17 protein-coding genes are annotated in these 16,482 nt (G+C 60.2%); 9 read left to right on the forward strand and 8 right to left on the reverse strand.

Annotated elements, in window-relative coordinates:
• Window positions 1-189 precede the first annotated feature (189 nt).
• The 7 genes from ACZ1JC_RS07045 (at window position 190) to ACZ1JC_RS07075 (ending at window position 9,080) form a co-directional block, all read left to right on the forward strand.
• Complete coding sequence (locus ACZ1JC_RS07045) at window positions 190-891, forward strand: hypothetical protein (RefSeq protein ID WP_465138652.1); 702 nt, start codon at window positions 190-192, stop codon at window positions 889-891.
• A complete protein-coding gene (locus tag ACZ1JC_RS07050) occupies window positions 888-1,478 on the forward strand; it encodes a cytochrome c oxidase subunit 3 (RefSeq protein WP_465138651.1) in 591 nt (196 codons plus the stop codon). The genes ACZ1JC_RS07045 and ACZ1JC_RS07050 overlap by 4 nt, the downstream gene beginning before the upstream one ends.
• A gap of 11 nt (window positions 1,479-1,489) precedes the next feature.
• A complete protein-coding gene (locus tag ACZ1JC_RS07055; protein ID WP_465138650.1) occupies window positions 1,490-1,747 on the forward strand; it encodes a cytochrome C oxidase subunit IV family protein in 258 nt (85 codons plus the stop codon).
• Between the two features lie 1,025 nt (window positions 1,748-2,772).
• Complete coding sequence (locus tag ACZ1JC_RS07060; RefSeq protein ID WP_465138649.1) at window positions 2,773-3,348, forward strand: RNA polymerase sigma factor; 576 nt, start codon at window positions 2,773-2,775, stop codon at window positions 3,346-3,348.
• Complete coding sequence (locus tag ACZ1JC_RS07065) at window positions 3,323-4,336, forward strand: FecR family protein (RefSeq protein ID WP_465138648.1); 1,014 nt, start codon at window positions 3,323-3,325, stop codon at window positions 4,334-4,336. The genes ACZ1JC_RS07060 and ACZ1JC_RS07065 overlap by 26 nt, the downstream gene beginning before the upstream one ends.
• Window positions 4,337-4,479: 143 nt before the next feature.
• The gene (locus ACZ1JC_RS07070; RefSeq protein ID WP_465138647.1) at window positions 4,480-6,984 is read left to right on the forward strand and encodes a TonB-dependent receptor domain-containing protein; all 2,505 of its coding nucleotides are present in this window, start codon (window positions 4,480-4,482) and stop codon (window positions 6,982-6,984) included.
• Complete coding sequence (locus ACZ1JC_RS07075; RefSeq protein WP_465138646.1) at window positions 6,978-9,080, forward strand: Atxe2 family lasso peptide isopeptidase; 2,103 nt, start codon at window positions 6,978-6,980, stop codon at window positions 9,078-9,080. The genes ACZ1JC_RS07070 and ACZ1JC_RS07075 overlap by 7 nt, the downstream gene beginning before the upstream one ends.
• A gap of 132 nt (window positions 9,081-9,212) precedes the next feature.
• On the opposite strand, the gene ACZ1JC_RS07080 is transcribed toward ACZ1JC_RS07075, so the two are convergent.
• The 7 genes from ACZ1JC_RS07080 to ACZ1JC_RS07110 form a co-directional block, all read right to left on the reverse strand.
• The gene (locus ACZ1JC_RS07080; protein WP_465140246.1) at window positions 9,213-10,967 is read right to left on the reverse strand and encodes an asparagine synthase-related protein; all 1,755 of its coding nucleotides are present in this window, start codon (window positions 10,965-10,967) and stop codon (window positions 9,213-9,215) included.
• On the reverse strand, window positions 10,964-11,632 hold the full coding sequence (locus ACZ1JC_RS07085; RefSeq protein ID WP_465140245.1) for a lasso peptide biosynthesis B2 protein: 669 nt from the start codon (window positions 11,630-11,632) through the stop codon (window positions 10,964-10,966). Before ACZ1JC_RS07085 ends, ACZ1JC_RS07080 begins: the two co-directional genes overlap by 4 nt.
• A 63-nt stretch (window positions 11,633-11,695) precedes the next feature.
• Window positions 11,696-11,815, reverse strand: a complete 120-nt coding sequence (locus ACZ1JC_RS07090; protein WP_465140244.1) for a benenodin family lasso peptide — start codon at window positions 11,813-11,815, stop codon at window positions 11,696-11,698.
• A gap of 97 nt (window positions 11,816-11,912) precedes the next feature.
• A complete protein-coding gene (locus tag ACZ1JC_RS07095) occupies window positions 11,913-12,512 on the reverse strand; it encodes a GntR family transcriptional regulator (RefSeq protein WP_465140243.1) in 600 nt (199 codons plus the stop codon).
• The gene (locus tag ACZ1JC_RS07100) at window positions 12,509-13,387 is read right to left on the reverse strand and encodes a phytanoyl-CoA dioxygenase family protein (protein WP_465140242.1); all 879 of its coding nucleotides are present in this window, start codon (window positions 13,385-13,387) and stop codon (window positions 12,509-12,511) included. Before ACZ1JC_RS07100 ends, ACZ1JC_RS07095 begins: the two co-directional genes overlap by 4 nt.
• Window positions 13,377-13,991 carry an acyl-homoserine-lactone synthase gene (locus ACZ1JC_RS07105; protein ID WP_465140241.1) on the reverse strand — a complete coding sequence of 205 codons (615 nt, stop codon included), beginning with the start codon at window positions 13,989-13,991 and terminating at the stop codon, window positions 13,377-13,379. Before ACZ1JC_RS07105 ends, ACZ1JC_RS07100 begins: the two co-directional genes overlap by 11 nt.
• A gap of 75 nt (window positions 13,992-14,066) precedes the next feature.
• Entirely contained in the window at window positions 14,067-14,819 is a 753-nt protein-coding gene (locus tag ACZ1JC_RS07110) for a LuxR family transcriptional regulator (protein ID WP_465140240.1), read from the reverse strand.
• A 206-nt stretch (window positions 14,820-15,025) separates the two neighbouring features.
• On the opposite strand from ACZ1JC_RS07110, the gene ACZ1JC_RS07115 reads away from it, so the two are divergent.
• Together ACZ1JC_RS07115 and ACZ1JC_RS07120 are read left to right on the forward strand one after the other, a co-directional pair.
• Entirely contained in the window at window positions 15,026-15,316 is a 291-nt protein-coding gene (locus tag ACZ1JC_RS07115) for a transcriptional regulator domain-containing protein (RefSeq protein ID WP_465140239.1), read from the forward strand.
• A 136-nt stretch (window positions 15,317-15,452) separates the two neighbouring features.
• A complete protein-coding gene (locus ACZ1JC_RS07120; protein WP_465169052.1) occupies window positions 15,453-15,821 on the forward strand; it encodes a DNA -binding domain-containing protein in 369 nt (122 codons plus the stop codon).
• Between the two features lie 35 nt (window positions 15,822-15,856).
• Here the strand turns inward: ACZ1JC_RS07120 and ACZ1JC_RS07125 are convergent, their stop codons facing one another.
• Window positions 15,857-16,351: a Ros/MucR family transcriptional regulator gene (locus ACZ1JC_RS07125; protein ID WP_465140237.1), complete on the reverse strand. Its 495-nt coding sequence runs from the start codon at window positions 16,349-16,351 to the stop codon at window positions 15,857-15,859.
• Between the last annotated feature and the right edge of the window lie 131 nt (window positions 16,352-16,482).

Raw genomic sequence — 16,482 nt, forward strand, 5'->3', positions numbered from 1 at the left:
GAAAGGAGGGCGGATGCGATAGAGCGGATCGTGGCGCGGATGCATCAAATAGATGGCCATTTGAAGGACTTCTTAGGAGAAGCCCTTCCCCGAGGGTAAGTTTCCTGAGCCGACACACCCTATCCTCGGGCGGGTGATTTTCGCACCGGTACTTCCCATGATCAACTGCAAGAAATCCGGGGAGGCGTGATGGGCAGCCAGGGCACCACAATGAAACTGTGCACTTACATGGGGGCGATTGCCGGGACAATGATGTTCCTGGGTATCTGGCCGGTTGCACACTTGTTCCCTCCACTGGCGCCAGCCATGCCTTACGCACAAGTTGCGCAATACTATCGTGATCATCAGACAGGGATATTGGTCGGCGGCATACTCATAACCTCGTCTTCGGTCCTGTTCTTCCCATTTCTCGGCGCGGTGGCGACATTCATGAAAAGGATAGAGGGGCCGGTGTCTCCGCTAACCTGGTCGTTCGTGATGATCGTTGCCTATGGTTTTGTAACCCTGTTCTTTGCAGGGCTTTTCTTCACAGTAGCCGCTTACCGGCCGGATCGGCCCGACGCCGAAATCGCCTTGTTGAGCGACATCGCCTTCTTTTTGTTCGTTATGCCCGCCGTCCCGGCGTTCGTGCAGAACATTGTCACTGGTGTCGTGATCTTGCAGGATCGGAAGTCGCAGCCGACCCTTCCGCGATGGCTGGGCTACGTGAATCTCTGGACTGGTGTTTTGTTGCTGCCAGGTCTTGCGGTCGGTTTGTTCAAATCGGGCCCCTTTGCTTGGAATGGCGTTCTTGCCTTTTGGCTTCCGGCGGTCGTTTTCGGCATTTGGTTCAACGTCATGATCTTAGCCATGCTGGCGGCGATCAAACGCGGCGCATTGGACGGCGAATGACGGACAAACGAAAGACAATACCAGAGACAGGGTTTTCTGGTGGCCGTATACCGGGCGAAGAAGGAGTTTGGGTATTTATTGCTGGTGACCTCATAGTTTTTGCAGTGTTTTTTTTAACCTATGCCGTCGCCCACCGGCAGGAACCTGCTCTCTTCGAAGCATCCCAGCGATTGCTCAATCGCCAACTCGGCTTGCTCAACACGCTACTCCTCTTGACCAGCAGCCTTTGCGTGGTTCGGGCCGTTGCGGCTGTTCGCAAAGGCGATCGGCGCGCACGCCGCTTTCTGCTTGGCGCGATTGCGCTGGGAACAGGTTTTGTCGTGGTGAAGGCCGTCGAGTACTCGTCTAAAATAGCGGAGGGCTTCACTCTCAATACCAACGCATTCTCGATATATTACTATATGTTTACCGGTATTCATTTGGTTCATGTCTTGATCGGCATCGGTGTTCTGTGTTTTGCGGCATCGCAGATCGACTCGTCCGGTCAGTTACGCGGCAGCATAGCGCTCATCGAAGGCGGCGGCGTTTTCTGGCATATGGTCGATCTTTTGTGGATCGTTCTCTTTGCGTTGCTGTACTTGCTGTGAGGTGAGTCTTGATGGCTTCAATTCTGTACAATCGCGCAATCCTTGTATGGACGATTTTGGTCGCAGCCACCTTCTTGTCGTTTGAAACGATGATCGTTGGCCGTGATGGCACCGCTCGCTGTGTGATCCTAATTGTCGCGTTTGCTAAGGTGACTGTGGTCGGGCGTGAGTTCATGGAGTTGCGGCACGCACCGAAGTATCTCCTTTGGCCGTTTCAAGCATGGGTTGTCGCTCTCGCCACTGCGCTTACCGTGTTGACCTTTGCGTAACCTAAATTGCCGGAATTTTGAAATTAAGTGAAGTGTATGAAATTTATGATTGAAGGGGCATTTTACTGACGTTGAATATTGCATATTTGGAATTATGTGTTTGATAGAAAAATATTAGATAAATAATCTTAAGAATGACATTGTATGTTGAAAGGGTAAAATATAAACTGGAGGGCGAATTATGTTCATGGCGCGATTTGCCATAATTATGTCGTTAACAAGTGCAATTCCGGCTTCGACGTCGGTCGAACGTTTCGACCTTGCCCAGTCCTCGCTTACGCCGCAGTCATTGCAGCCAGCTTACGCGGCGTACGCGCCCAATTGCACGGGGCAATGCGGTTGGGCGGCATTGCCATTCACTCGCTAGGCTGCATTCAGCATTCACTGTTATGAAAATGAAGAGGCGCCCGAAAAACCAAGCGCTACTCAATTCAGCAGTGCAAATGCATGACGGCGTTTCCTGCGAGGGGCTTCAAAAATTTAATTCTGTGTTCTCCGTCTTGAGTGGCATGGTATTGTTGGTCGGGGCGGCGATCCAAGCTCAAAAATGTTGACGGCGTTTTGTGTCGCACAAGGTGGCAACGGAAGCTGACATCAGAATTGATAGCGTCGCCGAACGGTCTGGAATTGTCCGGGTGGCCGGGACGTATGTTCAGGTCTTGCTGTGACTAAAGGTCTTGGCCCATTGTCTCAAGACAGTGGTAATCCCTCACGCCCGGCATTTTTCATCAAAACTGCGGCTTGCCTTGGTGCGTGCCATACGTATGATTGCAAATGCGCCTTCAGAGGGCGTGAAGGCGAACCAACAGCCTTGTAGGAAAAATCGCTCGGTGCGTGCATCCGGGCCGCTGGCGCGAATGTCCAGGCCTCAGGCTAAAGGCGCCGGTAATCGATTCCAAATGTTGGCCCCGCCCGGCGTTCGCCGTGCGGTCTCCGGCTGGAGAGCTGCCCGTGGATTTGGGCAAGATGAGCGCGCCCTTGATGCGCGCGGTCGAAACCTGTTTCGTGACAGGTGGGGCGATCTTATGCGCCTGAATATCGATGAGGATTGCCCGCCAAGGATCGCGGACGGTGACCCTCTGCCACCTGAAGATCGGGTTCAATTCCCGAAAGGAAACTGGATCGACCGGCTCTACCGTTCCCATTGCGCTAAGCTTGTGCGCTTTGCCATGCGTCACACCCAGCCTGATCGTGCTCCGGACATCGTCCAGCAGCTCTTCGCACGGCTCGCGGCCAGGGGGCAGGCAAATCCGTTGGAAGTAGAGGCGCCCGACGCATATTTGCGTCAGGCGACGATCAATCTGATCCGGAGCGAGGCGCGTTACGACCGGCGTCGCTGTGCAAACCTCCGTGTGTGTTCGGATGACATCCCGATCGCCGACGTTGATGGCGTCGCCTCATCCGAGGCTCGTGACATGCTTGCCCGGCTGGAGGCGATCATGGCGGAACTGGCGCCGCGTACGCGCGAAATCTTCCTCGCTCACCGCTTCGACGGCTTTACCTACGGAGAGATTGCGGCGCGGACGGGGCTGAGCGTAAAGACCGTCGAGAAGCACATGAGCCGGGCGATCGGGCATGTCACTCGAAGGCTCGAGCCATGATGCCGGGCAGGAAAACAATGGGGGTGGAATGAGCCTCGAGCAGGAAGCCGACGACTGGTTCATTCGGATGCGGCGATCGGACGCAGAAAGCTTCCGTGCCGAGTTCGATGAATGGCGTGCTTTTCCCGCGCATGCTGAAGCGTATGAGCGCAGGGTGCGGTCATTCGACACGACCATGTTTCTTGCCAGCACAGGGACTGTCAGGAACAGGGATCTCGGTATCGCAAAGCCATGGCTGCTGCGAACTTCGCTCCGCAAATATGCAGCTGCTGCGGCCGGCCTCATACTGCTGGGGGTGCTCGTTCCCATTCTCATGCATCGCAGTTGGGACGTGCCGGACGCGGTCTCCCGGATGGAAGTGGCATCGCTGGAGGAGCCCCCACGGCATGTATCTCTTCCGGACGGGTCGACGATAATCCTGGATCGGGGCGCGCGGATGCAGATTTCCTTCGATGGGCAGCAGCGGCGGTTGCGGTTGCTTGCCGGGAGGGCGCGCTTCTCCGTGGCACACGAAAAGGCGCGGCCGTTCGTGGTCGAGGCAGGGGCGGCGAGGGTGATTGCGCACGGAACCCTCTTTGACGTCGAACTGGCGCAGACGTTTGTGAGGGTCGCTCTGTTACAGGGCGCTGTCGAAGTGAGAGATGCCAGCGGAGGGCATGGTCGCAAGCGACAAGAACTGACCGCGGGCCGGAAAATCGCGATCGAACGTGGTTCTGTCGGAGATCCCACGCCGATCGTTGCTGCCGACAGCCAGTGGCCCAACGACATGCTTGTTCTCGACGGCGTGGAAATCGGTCAGGCCGTTGCTGTCTTCAACCGGACTGCTCCCACTCCTGTCCTCTACGAGGCATCATCGACGCGTCCCATGAAAGTCACCGGCGCCTTCAGGCGATCGGATCCGGAAAGCTTCGCTCGGCAGGTAGCAGGCACCTTCGGTCTTGGCTTCGAAACGCGCGCGGACGGCAGTTTTGCGATTGTGTATCGCTGAGGCTGCAGCTTTCGAAAAATATTTCCGCTGAGCGTAGGGTGTTTTTTCAAGGACGGCGCTTCGCCTTCCGAAGGGTTCTGCTGAGAGCAGGCCTCGGGGACGGAGGTACACAAGTGCGTTATCACCTACTGGCGTGCTGCAGCATGACTGCGGCCGCAACGATGATCTGTGCGCCGGCTGCTGCGAAAGCCGATACGAGGGTCGAGGTCCATCTTCCTGCGCAGTCGCTTTCCGCATCACTGCGGGACATGGGGCGCATTTTCGGCCGCAATGTCAGCGTCGATGATGCGGTGGTCAACGATCGGCTTGCAGGCGCCGTTGATGGCAAGCTGACCTTTGAGGAAGCGATTGCCTCTGTCCTTGCCGGCACCGGGCTGAAGTTCAGTCCATCTGGCGGCGGAGTAATCGTCAGCACGCGCGCCGAAAGCGACGCCGATGATAGCGGCATCGTCGTCACGGGATCGCGCATCCGCGGCGCCCCAGTGGCATCGGTGCAGCTGACTTACGGTCGCGAGCAAATGCGCAATGCCGGGCAGTCGAGCGCGGACGACGTGATCCGCGCCATTCCGCAAAACTTCTCGGGTGGTCAAAATCCTGGGGTCGGCGCGAACCTCCCTGGCGGAAAGAATATTGACGTTGGGGGTGGGGCCTCGATCAATCTGCGCGGGTTGGGAAGCGATGCAACGCTGACCTTGCTCGACGGTCGCCGGCTCAGCTTCGATGCTGCGCTACAGAGTGTCGACGTCTCAGCCATCCCTTTCGGAGCAATCGAACGCATCGACATCGTGCCAGACGGTTCCTCAGCCCTATTCGGCTCCGATGCCGTCGCAGGCGTTGCCAATATCATCCTGCGGCGAAACTTCGACGGGCTGGAAACGACGGCGCGCGTCGGCGGCTCGACCGATGGGGGCAATTTTCAGCAGCAATATGGCGCAACGCTCGGCAAAGTCTGGTCTTCCGGCAGCGCCATGGTTTCGGCCGAATATGGGAGCAACTCGGCAATCAAGTCGAGCCAGCGCTCCTACCTGAGGAATACCTCTCCGGGGCTCGAAGTCTATCCTGCCATGCATCACTACAATGCAGCGTTGACGCTTCGGCAGGATCTTGCCTCCAACCTGACGTTCGATCTCGATGGTATCTACAACAAGCGGCGGCGCGAGCAGGTAATGCCGCTCGATGCGACCGGCGACCTGTCAGTGAGCCGATACGATACGCTGCAGAAAGCGGAATCCTGGGCACTGGCCCCTAGCGTGACGCTGTCACTTCCCGCGCAGTGGGAAGTCACCCTCGCTGGCAGTTACGGATGGAACAAGGTCTACTATGAGGGGACGGTTACTTACGGTGCGACCTCGGCAAGCGTGGGCAATGGCTACTATCGCAACGCCACCGCCAATGTCGAAGTGAGCGGGAACGGCAAGCTTTTCGATCTGCCTGCCGGCGCGATCAAGGCGGCTTTCGGGACTGGCTACCGGCGCGACGAATTCCACCGCCAGACGACCCTTGGGCCCAGCCAATTCGTCGATAAATCCCGCGACAGTTATTATGCTTTCGGGGAGCTGAGCATTCCGCTCATCGCACCCGACCAGAACTCGGCCTTGGGGAGAAGCCTCAATCTGAGTGCTGCCGCGCGCTACGAGAAGTATCCCGGTATCGCATCGGTCGCGACCCCGAAACTGGGGCTGATATACGATCCGACCAAGGATTTCACGATTCTGAGCAGCTGGGGCAAATCCTTCCGGGCCGCGACCTTCTACGAGCAATATACCGCCAATCCCGGCTACCTCGAGGACTCCTACTACTTCGGGGGTACGAACGGGACCGTGATCGATTTCCAGGGTGGGAATCCCGATCTCAAACCCGAGCGATCCACCAACTGGTCGGCTACCCTGGCGCTTCATCCGACAGCGCTTGACGGCGCCGAACTGGAGGTGAGCTACTTCGACATTCGCTACCGCAACCGGATCGTCACGCCGATTACCTATACCAGAGAGGCGCTGACCAATCCGCTCTACGCTCCCTATGTCACGCTCGATCCCACGGTCGACCAGCAGAACGACGTCATTTCGCGGCTCATCACTTTCACGAACCTCACCAGTGGTGCCTATGACCCCGCAAGCGTGGTTGCGATCGTCGACAACTCCAACGTCAATGCCGGGCGCCAGAACATCCATGGTGTCGACATCCTCGGCCGCTACAGTTTCGATCTTGGCGAAGGACGGCTGAGTGCCTCGCTCAATGCAAGCTATCTCGACAGCAAGCAGCAGCTCGGAGCCGGCCAGGATTGGACGCAGCTGGCCGGTACGCTGTTCAATCCGCCGCACGTTCGCGGACGAGGGGAACTGAGCTGGGCCGGTGCCGACCTGACGCTTACAGCGGCGGTCAATTACATCGGTCCGGTTCGCGACATCCGTTCGACGCCGTCAATCAAGGTTTCCGGCATGGTACCGGTCGATTTCACGTTGCGGTTCCATCCCAAGGGCCTGCATGGGCCGCTCGGTGGAATCGACGTAACTGCTTCAATCCAGAATGTTTTCAATGACAAGCCGGATACGATCGCGACCAGTTCGTTTCTGGATACGCCCTACGACAGCACGAATTACTCGCCGTTCGGGCGCGTGGTCAGCCTGACGGTGACCAAGAAATGGTAAATCGTTTTCCGGTCATGCTCGCGGCCCTCGCCGCGGGCATGGTCTCGCCTCGCGCGTACGCCACTTGCGATGACCTTATGCCGCTGGTGACTGCAGCGCATGGGAAAAGGGAGATTACCACCCTCGATGTCGCGCGCTTGCGCGACATCGGGTTTCCGGAAGTCATGGGTGGGGCCGCCAGTCCACTCGCTCTCTCTCCTGATGGTAGGACCCTTGCCTTCGTCATTACTCGCGGCGATCCGCAAACCAATTCAATCTGCTCGGCGCTGGTGACGGTCGCGGCCGATGGCCGCTCGCCTGCCAAAGTGCTCGACAGAGGAGGTCAGCTTCCCAAGCTGGCAGGCGTCTTCAGGGGTGTGTTCATCACCACTGGCCTGCCCGACCTCATTACGCCGGTCTGGGCGCCTGACGGCAAGTCGCTTGCATACCGGAAGTTGGTCGGAGGTGTTGTCCAGATCGTGCGAGTTGGAGCCGATGGCAACGGCACGCAGGCCGTGACGCAGTCTCCCGTAGATATCGAAGATTTCTCCTGGTCGCCCGACGGGTCGCACATAACTTACCTCGCCAGACCAGGGCAGCTCGGGTCGAAGCGCAAGACGGAGGCAGATGGGCTTTCCGGCTGGCGCTACGACTCGAGCATACTTCCCCAGCAATCGTGGGAGCCGCAACCCTGGGCGCGCGATATCCCGCAGCGCGCGTTCATTGTGGATCTCGAGAGCGGATCGGTTCGCGTGGCGGCCGAAGAGGAGCGGATCAGGTCTTGGCCGTCGCCCGGGCCGGATACTCACGGCGGTTCGGCTGTGTGGGCGAGGAATGGTGCGATTGCCTGGACCGCCGGGACAACCGGTCATCCCGAAGCGCCGTTGCGGCTCTGGGCGCAAATGCCCGGCGGCAAGGAACAGCCGTGCGGTCTGGAGCAATGCGTGGGGCGGATATTGCGTGTGTTCTGGGAAAGTGGAGGGCGTTCGATAGTCTTCCTCCGTCGCGAAGGCTGGAACGGCGAAGACTGGACGCTCTATCGCTGGATGCCCGTATCCGGACGCATCTCGCTCGTCTTGCGCACGCGCGATGCGTTTACCGGTTGCATCCAGGCTGCCAGCGAACTCATCTGTGGCCGTGAAAATGCGACCACGCCTCGGCGCATTGCTGCCCTGGATCTGCAATCGGGACGGTTCAGGACCATCTTCGATCCAAATCCGGAATTTGCCGGTTTGAGGCTAGGGACGGTCCGCAGGTTGCGCTGGGCCAACGACCGGGGCCTTCCTGCCTGGGGCGATCTTGTCTTGCCGCCGGGATATGACGGCCATTCGAAACTCCCCATGGTGATCGTTCAGTACCACAGCACAGGCTTCTTGCGCGGCGGTATCGGCGATGATTACCCAATCTATCCCATGGCGGCTCACGGGCTGGCCGTGTTGAGCTTCGAGCGCCCGCCATCTTCGTCCTCGATCATTCCCGGCTTGAAGAGCTGGGAAGAGACGCTGGCCGCGGACCACAACGGCTGGAACGAGCGCAGGAGCCTGATGTCTTCTCTCGATCGCGGGATCGACACGGCAGTCGCGACAGGCTTCATCGACCCCGACCGGATTGGCATCACCGGGCTCAGTGATGGCGCCTCCAGCGTCCAGTTTGCGATGGTAAATTCGCGCCGGTTCGCTGCAGCAGCCATGAGCTCTTGCTGCGACGATGTGCTGAGTTCGCTCGCATTGGGAGGCTTCGCCTGGGCTGATGAGAACCGGAAAACCGGCTTGCCAACTTTTGTCGACGATGATCGGGAGTTCTGGAAGCCGCTGTCCCTGACCGTCAATGCGCGCCGGATCGACACGCCGATACTCATGCAGCTTGCTGACCGCGAGACGCTGCTGGCGCTGCCTTCATTTACGGCGCTTCGCGAAGCTGAAAAGCCCGTCGAGCTGTTTGTTTATCCTGATGAGTTTCACGACAAGTGGCAGCCAGCTCATCGGCTGGCAACTTACGATCGGTCTATCGACTGGTTCGAATTCTGGCTCGGGGGACGCGAGGACGAGGCCCCGTCGAAGCGTCTGCAATACGAGAGGTGGGAGGCGATGCGATCGGCTGGGGTGAAAGTGCATTGAACTGCGCTGCGGGGGGGACTGTCACAGGCAACTGAACGATCAGGTTCTGCCGCGCATGATCTTCGGCTCCGGCGACGTCAATGCCTCCGATATCGGGTGTTTAACAGTTCTTCAGGCGGAAGCGACCAGAGCCTAGGAGCGTTCAAGGATTCCTCTTGCCCAGCACTGTGCATCGAAGATTTGCAGGATGCGGTTGTAGTCGGTTCCCGTGATCGGGCGCGGGTCGTCTATGGTCTTGAGTACGGCACGCATGTCGAGGATGCCGGACTGGGAAAGCACGCCCGACGTAAGTTCGTCGCGGATGACTTGGCGGTTTCTTGCGAACATGGCGATTGCGGCGCTGTCCGGCGCGCCCTTTGACCGGCGCCATGCGACATCGTGCGGTAAGTGGCTTTCGAAAGCGCGCCGGGCTGCGGCACGGTTGCAGCCGTTCTCGAACCAGTACCAGCTCGGAATGGCGAGGCAGTGTTCGACGAGCGGCTGCGCGAGCAGGGGGGATACTGCATTGATGCGGGCGCCGTAGGGACCATCTTCGGCCACGCATTGGGCCGCCACGATCATGGCGATGTGCGCCGCCCGGCCGGGAAGGGCAACGCTGTGGGCATCGATCCAGGGATGGCGCGCTGCCTCGTCGGCGAGCGCGGCGGCATCCTTGCTCAGGAACAGGGTTTCGATCGGCCAGCGGAACGGCCTCGTCGCCGAGTAGGCGCGTCGCCGCGCTTTCCATGCGATTTTCCAACGCGGCGCCTGTACGATGCTGGCGATATCGCTGCAAACCCTTCTGAAATCGCCGGCGCCGGCAGGATCCAGCAGACAATCGGCGGCTGGCGACGCGGACATCAAGGCTCCAAACACATTGTCGCCGGCGCCCCCGTCTATCACGCCGTCGCAGCCGGCAGTTTGGGCGAAGCGTCCGGCCTGACGGAAAAGAAGCTGCTCGAAACCGCGTGCCGCCGGCTGCGGTAGCCTGTTCCTTGCGAACTCCCTGATGTCTTCCGGATCCTCACCCATTGTGCGTTCGGCAAGTTCCAGCCCGAGATGAGTGGCAACCATTCGCGCATACTCGGTCTCGTTGCCGGCATTATCGTGCGCGGTTGCGAGGTTGAGGCAAATAAAGGGGCGTTCCGTGGCGGCGAGGCAGGCCGCTGTAACCGAGGAATCCAGGCCGCCCGAAAGCATGAGCAAGGGACGCTCCAAATGCTCGGTCAGTCTGGCGACGCAGGCCATGGCAGTATGCCTGAGGCGCCTTGATCCGTCGTCGCGATCGAAGATGGTCCGCCTGCTCTGCACGAACTTCCAAGGCGTCCATACCTGATCGTGGCGGACAGCTGCCCGGTGGTCGAAGGAAATCCGGTCCCCGCCGCGCAGATCCTCAATCCCTTCAAGGCACGTCCAGGAATGCCGCATGCTGCCGGCGATCAGCTGCCTGGCAATGGCCGCGTAGTCGATCGTTGGCACCTTGCCTGCCAGGGTAAGGAGATCGTCGAGATGCGATCCCGCGAATAGGCCATGCTCTGTTCTGACGTAGTGGCATGCGAGACGTCCGAACGGACTGCGAACGAGCGCGGTCTCCCCGTCTCCTCGCACAATCGCGACATAGTCCCCCCAGAACGCCTCGACGAGACGCTGTCCCCTTGAGGATCGGACCGTTACGATGGTGTCGGTGTCGATCGCTTCCAGCCGGTGCCGGATGCCCGAGGCATAGACGGCACCGATTACCGCACCGGCATCCCCAAGTTCAATGATGCGTGCCTCTGCACTCACGGCGAGAAGAATGCCGGGCTCGTCTATCACGGGGGCGAGACCGAGTTCGGAAATGCGGGATCGTGCGCATTCCCTGGCGTTCTCGTGGGCGTCCAGGACAAGGACGAAGCGATCCTCGATCATACGACGAGGATCGGAGTGAACGCGCGCGTTGCATCGATGCGTTCATTGACGAGAAGATCGTTCCACTGCACCCAGGCATGGGCATGAAACGGGTTCAGCCGCACCCCCACGACAAGGTGGGCCGGAAGGCCGAGATCCAACATGCGATGCGCGGCGGCCAGCGAACGGGGCAAGCATTTGTCCCTGCTGCCGACGAGTTTGTCGCAGGCATCGAAAGCAGCGGCGACGCGGAGCGCGACGAGACTGTCTCCATCAGAACTGTTCGCGAGCGGCGATGCGCCGCGCTTGCTATCCTTGCGTATGGCGAGACCCGCGACAGCGGCAAGGAACCCTCGCCATTTGAGCGAAGCGGAAGCGAGTGCCAACCGCGTGATCGCGGGCAGAATGGCTCTTGTTTCCGGCAACGCAGCATCGAGCAGGCTGGAGGTAGGCGGCGCAAGCGCAGGGCACGCACCGAGGTCCGGGGAGTTGGCCCGCTCGATAAGGCGGGTCTCGCGCAGGTAGGCCATTATCGCGCCATCCGCGTTTTCGCCTTTGCTGAGCGCAATGAAACAGGCCTCAATCGCGGGAGGCAGGCAGAGGTAACGATCCGAGGCCAGATCGAGGAACAGCAATCTCTCACCGATCCGGCAATACGAGACCCCGCGGCACAGGGCATAGGGCATGGCAGGAACTCCGCAAGGGAACGCAAGATGCGCGACCCCTTGCGGGGCCGCGCATCCAGATGGTCAGTCGTCGGTGAGCATGGTCTGGGGCTGAAGCAGCACCCCGTCCTGCTTGGCACCGATACTGCCGCGGGTCTCGATGCTGGCAGTGCCCAGCTCGATGACGGTCAGTTCTCGATTCATGGTATACTCCTCATTGAAACCGCACCATTGCGGCGCCAACAAGTGTATTGCGATTGAAGTCTGATCTGAAATCTATATCTAAAATATAGATCGATTGTTATTTGGGCTGCGGGGCGCGTTGATTTATTGCCTTTATTATCTCAGGTAAATGTAACAATCTTCGTTTGTGGTAGTTCTGAATTGATGTTTTTGTCTCACTGGAAGACTGTGTGAACTGGCGCCAAATCTCCGAAACCTCTGCTGCGACGCCTGCAAGAATGGTCGATTCGGCGTGTCGCGCAGTCGCCAGCATGGCATTGGCGGAAGCGACGTGCATGGTGATCGGACTGCTTCGCGTTGCCTCGCCGATCGCCGCAAAGACACTTGCCGCATCGCCGGATTGGACTTCGCCGCCACTGCCGGGCGGGGATCGCCTTCGGTGTCGTAGGGCAATCCTCAAGAGTTCGTTGTTCCAGCGATAGAGGTCACCAAGTAAGACTTCGTTGAGCGGCGGCAGGTGAAAGCCGTCGCTGGTACGCATATCGACGAGATTTTCGCCGGCAAGGCGGTGGAGTGCATCGCGGACAGGGGTCGCGCTGCTGGTAAGGCGAGCCGCGAGACGGGCAGGCTCCAGCCGAGCGCCGGGCCGGATGGACCCGGACAGAATGATGTCCTTGAGTTCCTGGTAGACCCGCTCGGCCGTCATGCCCGCGTTCATGCGTGCGGTTCCTGGTGGGCCGAGAAGGCCGCCAGAGCTGCGCACTCCCAAGAGGGCAGGGTGTCGGTGGCCCCTGTCGGTTCGCTGGGGTGAGGCGCGAGCAGCAGGGATGGGCATTGCCCTTCGTGCCAACCGAGATTGGGCCTGTGGCGCCGATAGCCAACGAGGTCTGCAAGTTCAGAAGAGAAGCGCCGGGCAATCGCCGGTGGATAGGCAAGCCACTGGTTCTCCTCGGGTTTGAGCCAGCCGAGGCAATATCCGATCTTGACTGCGCGGCGGATTCCATCGGATCGATTGGCCGCGCTTCCATGCAACGTGGACCCCAGGACCATGAGCGCATCGCCTGGAACCATCTCGATCGCAACTCCGGGGTCCTTGGGTGGCGGGAAAGTGACGCCCCGCTTGTGATTGCCCGGCCAGACGAGGGTTGAACCCGTTTCGGCCATGTGCGCCGTCAGGGGCCAGATTACGTTGACCAGCAGTTCATAGCGCTCGCTGCCCGCCATCCAGACATGTTCGGCCCGGTGAGGCAACTGGTCGGCTTCGCCCGGGTGCACGGCAATCCCCTGCGTGACACTGAGCTGCATGGTATCGCATCCCAGCGCCAGGACGTTCTCCGTCATGGCCTTGATTGTTTCGTGAAAGACAAAGCGTTCCGTTCGCGTGGAGCGCAGCAGCAGGCGCCCGAAACGTTGCGTTTTCTCGCCGGAGAACTTGCCTCTGCACAGAGGCGTCGTCTCGAAAGCGGGAGCAAGATCGCGGTCCAGCGCTTCGACCTCGTCAGCCGGAACGGCACCTTTGATCAGGCAGTAGCCCGTGTCCATGAGGGCGGCCCAGTCGCGCCGCGCGCGACCGGCCAGGTCGTTAATGCGCATGGCAGACCTCCCGCTGGTCGTCCGCAGCCAGAAGGCCGGCGCGTTCCAGCAGCGCCGGTGTGTCTTCGTCGATCTCAATCGACAGGGCGCCAAGGCGACGGCCGCCGATCGTCTTGGGCGCCCCAAGCGGTCTGCAGCGCCAGCCGAAGGCGAATATCTGGCGCAGCCAGGGCAGGTCGGCCACGCCCGTATAGCGTTCGATGCCGTTCTCGAGGGCATGGCGCACGAGCGCATGAACCAGTTCGTCACGGGACTTTCGGCGCTGCGCGGCGCTGGAACGGCGCTCGAGGCAGAAGCGTGTGATTTCCATGGTGGTGGGCCCGCGCGGAATGGCTTCCTCGCACAGCTCGGGAAACAGGCTGTCGAGAATGTGCGGCTGCGTCGTCGGGAGCAGCCGGGCCGAAGCGCGATGGGCTCCGTTGTTGTCCGAGAGCACAATGTAGATGGCCCGCTCGTTGTCGAACTGGTCGAGTTCGAAACGACCGCCAAGGACCGGCAGGTCCCAATTCAGCAGGTCGATGAAGACGCGCTTGCGCGCCTCGAACATGGCGCGAAGGACGGCGTGCTCCCCGTTGGCCGGTGGACGCGAAAGGCAGTGGATCATGGCGAACCTCCATTGAAAAGGTTCGTATTTCTGCCTGCGGAAATTCAGTCAGCGTTATCCCCGGAAAGGGGGATATCAGCGAAACGGCACCTCTGAAATGCTGATCGCTCCGTTCCGCAACGCGAGGAACAGCAACAATGTGCGCTTCTTTATTCCCATGCGGTTGCAGGCGTCGCTGATATGCTGCTTCACCGTCTCTTCGCTGATCCCCAGGATGATCGCGGTTTCCCAGTCGGACTTGCCGGCTGCGATCCAGAGCAGGCAATCACGCTGGCGCTGCGTCAGTTGGGCCGTCTTCATGTGTCCGATAAGCTGCGCCATTCCAATCAGCTTGCGGGCCGCATGAAAGATGTCTGGTGCGATCAATCTCGCCAGATAGACGCCGTCTTCGTTGAGATGCCGGCCCGGCGCGACCGCGAAAGTGCAAGACCCCTGGAACTCGCCGGGAATATTGGAGGGCACCGTGATGCCGTCGCCAAGCCCGTTACGCTGGGCAAGCGCCATGAACCGCTCGTCGTTCCCCGTTACCTCGATGAAATCAGAAGTCTCGCGCCACAGAAACGGCTTTTGAGTGCGGCCCGACGCCCGTTGAACGGGATCCCGCCCCCAGCAATTGTTGCTGTCGTAAAAGTCTACCCAGTGAGAAGGGTAGTTCTGAAGCCGAAAGGCGTGGGGCTTGGCTGGGCCCCAATCGACGTGGTGGCCGATCGCGTAGAAGTCGCAGCCCATCGCCTGGGTAATGCTTGCCATGGCGAGGTTGAGCTGCTGCAGATTCTCTGCCGCCGAAATGAGTTTCTCGAATTTCTTGTGTGCGCTGATTACGCCCATGCGTCGTACCGGCTCTCCGCGGCGTCTCAAGCCGCCAGGACGCGTCGAGCCGTCCTTTCCGCTTACGGGCGAAAACGCATCGGGCCCTCATTCCCTCAGCGATCCGCGATTGTACGTAGCGTGCAACTTATCGTCTTGGTGGCAGGTCGCAATGTGATTTGCGTCACACAACTGTCATACGCGCGGGAAGCGGGCGTGCCGGCCCCATGACCGGGGGCTGCGGCAATGCGCCGGCTTCGGAATCGAATTGGCGCGATGGCACGCAATATCGCCATCTCATCAGGCTTGATCGCGCTGCAATGATGTGGGAATGGCTTCGGCGCGATCCCCGGTATATCGAGTGGTACGTCCGCGCGAGCGAAGCGACCCGTGGCGGAGGCGATGGGGAGGTGACCCGAAAATGGGGACTTCACTTTCGCCGAGAACCCCGCAGTCGGCGCCTGCGGGGCAAAGCTCATCTGGAGTGCGGCGTTCGACCCCGGAGCAATCCCGGTTGAGGCGCAGCTTGCACGCCCCAGCGATCCTGACGCCATCGACCCTCTCTGGTTCCGTTGCTGGTTCAGTTCCGTTGTGGGGCCAGGAGGCTGCGAGCACGTTGCGCTGACGGACGGCAGGTGCCGGATAAGGCTGGATGTGCTTGCCGGGACCCTCCAGGATGGGCCAGTCGTTTTACAGTACAGGTTGGCGGGCTTGGCTTCCCTGCGGCCCCGGATCCAGCCTCTCAGGCGTCTGCTGGCCCTGTGCGCTCATAGGCGCTTCGTGACTTCGCTGTTCCCGCCGGATCCCAGGATGGAGCGCTTCGCAGCGGCCCTGCGCGTTGCCGACGCGCTAGCCGACGGGGCAAGCATCGCGCAGATGGCGGAAGCCCTTTACGGAACGGAGTGGGCCGGTCCGAACGGCGGATCGGATTCCCTCAAGTCGCGGATCCGCCGCCTCGTCCGCGATGCGCGGTCGATGGCGGCGGGGGAGTACCGTTCATTGATGGGCATGGAAATCGCTTGAACGGCCAGGACCGCCGGCTCGCTCTCCGATCGCCTTCAACCGGCCTTGATGCCAAGCTTACGTTTGGTCTTGGCCGCAGTCGGCGCGTGTATTTCGGCATTCTCGACGGGTGCCTTGGGCGCCTCGACCTTCTTTTTCCGGCCGCCCTTGCTGCCAAGCCCAATGCTGTGCGCCATCTGGGAGCGCGTGGCCGCGTAGTCGGACGCTACCAGCGGATAGTCGGAAGCTAGCTTCCAGCGCGCGCGGTATTCATCGGGCGAAAGGCCGTGCTGCGCCATCAGGTGACGCTTCAGCGTCTTTTGCTTCGCGCCGCATTCCAGGCAAGCTATGGCATCGGCCTTGACGGAAGACCTGATCGGGACCGCAGGAACGCGTTCTTCCTCGATTGGCTCCGCCGGCTGCCCGAGCCTGTCGAGCGACCCGTAGACTGCTGCGATGATCTGCGGCAGCTGGTCGGCGGAAACGGTATTGTTCGTGACATGCGCAGCGACAATGTCGCTCGTCAGCTCCAGTAGGACGTCCTTCATCATTTTAATTTGCCACCCGCGTGAAAATGTGAATCGCACCGGTCCCGTGGCAACCATCAATGCGTTCGAAACGCAAGTTGGAATCGATAATTGAGGTCATTTTCAAAAGTATAATGCCGCCCTCTCTATCCGCC

It is taken from the genome of Sphingomonas sp. BL-S-28, assembly GCF_055521515.1.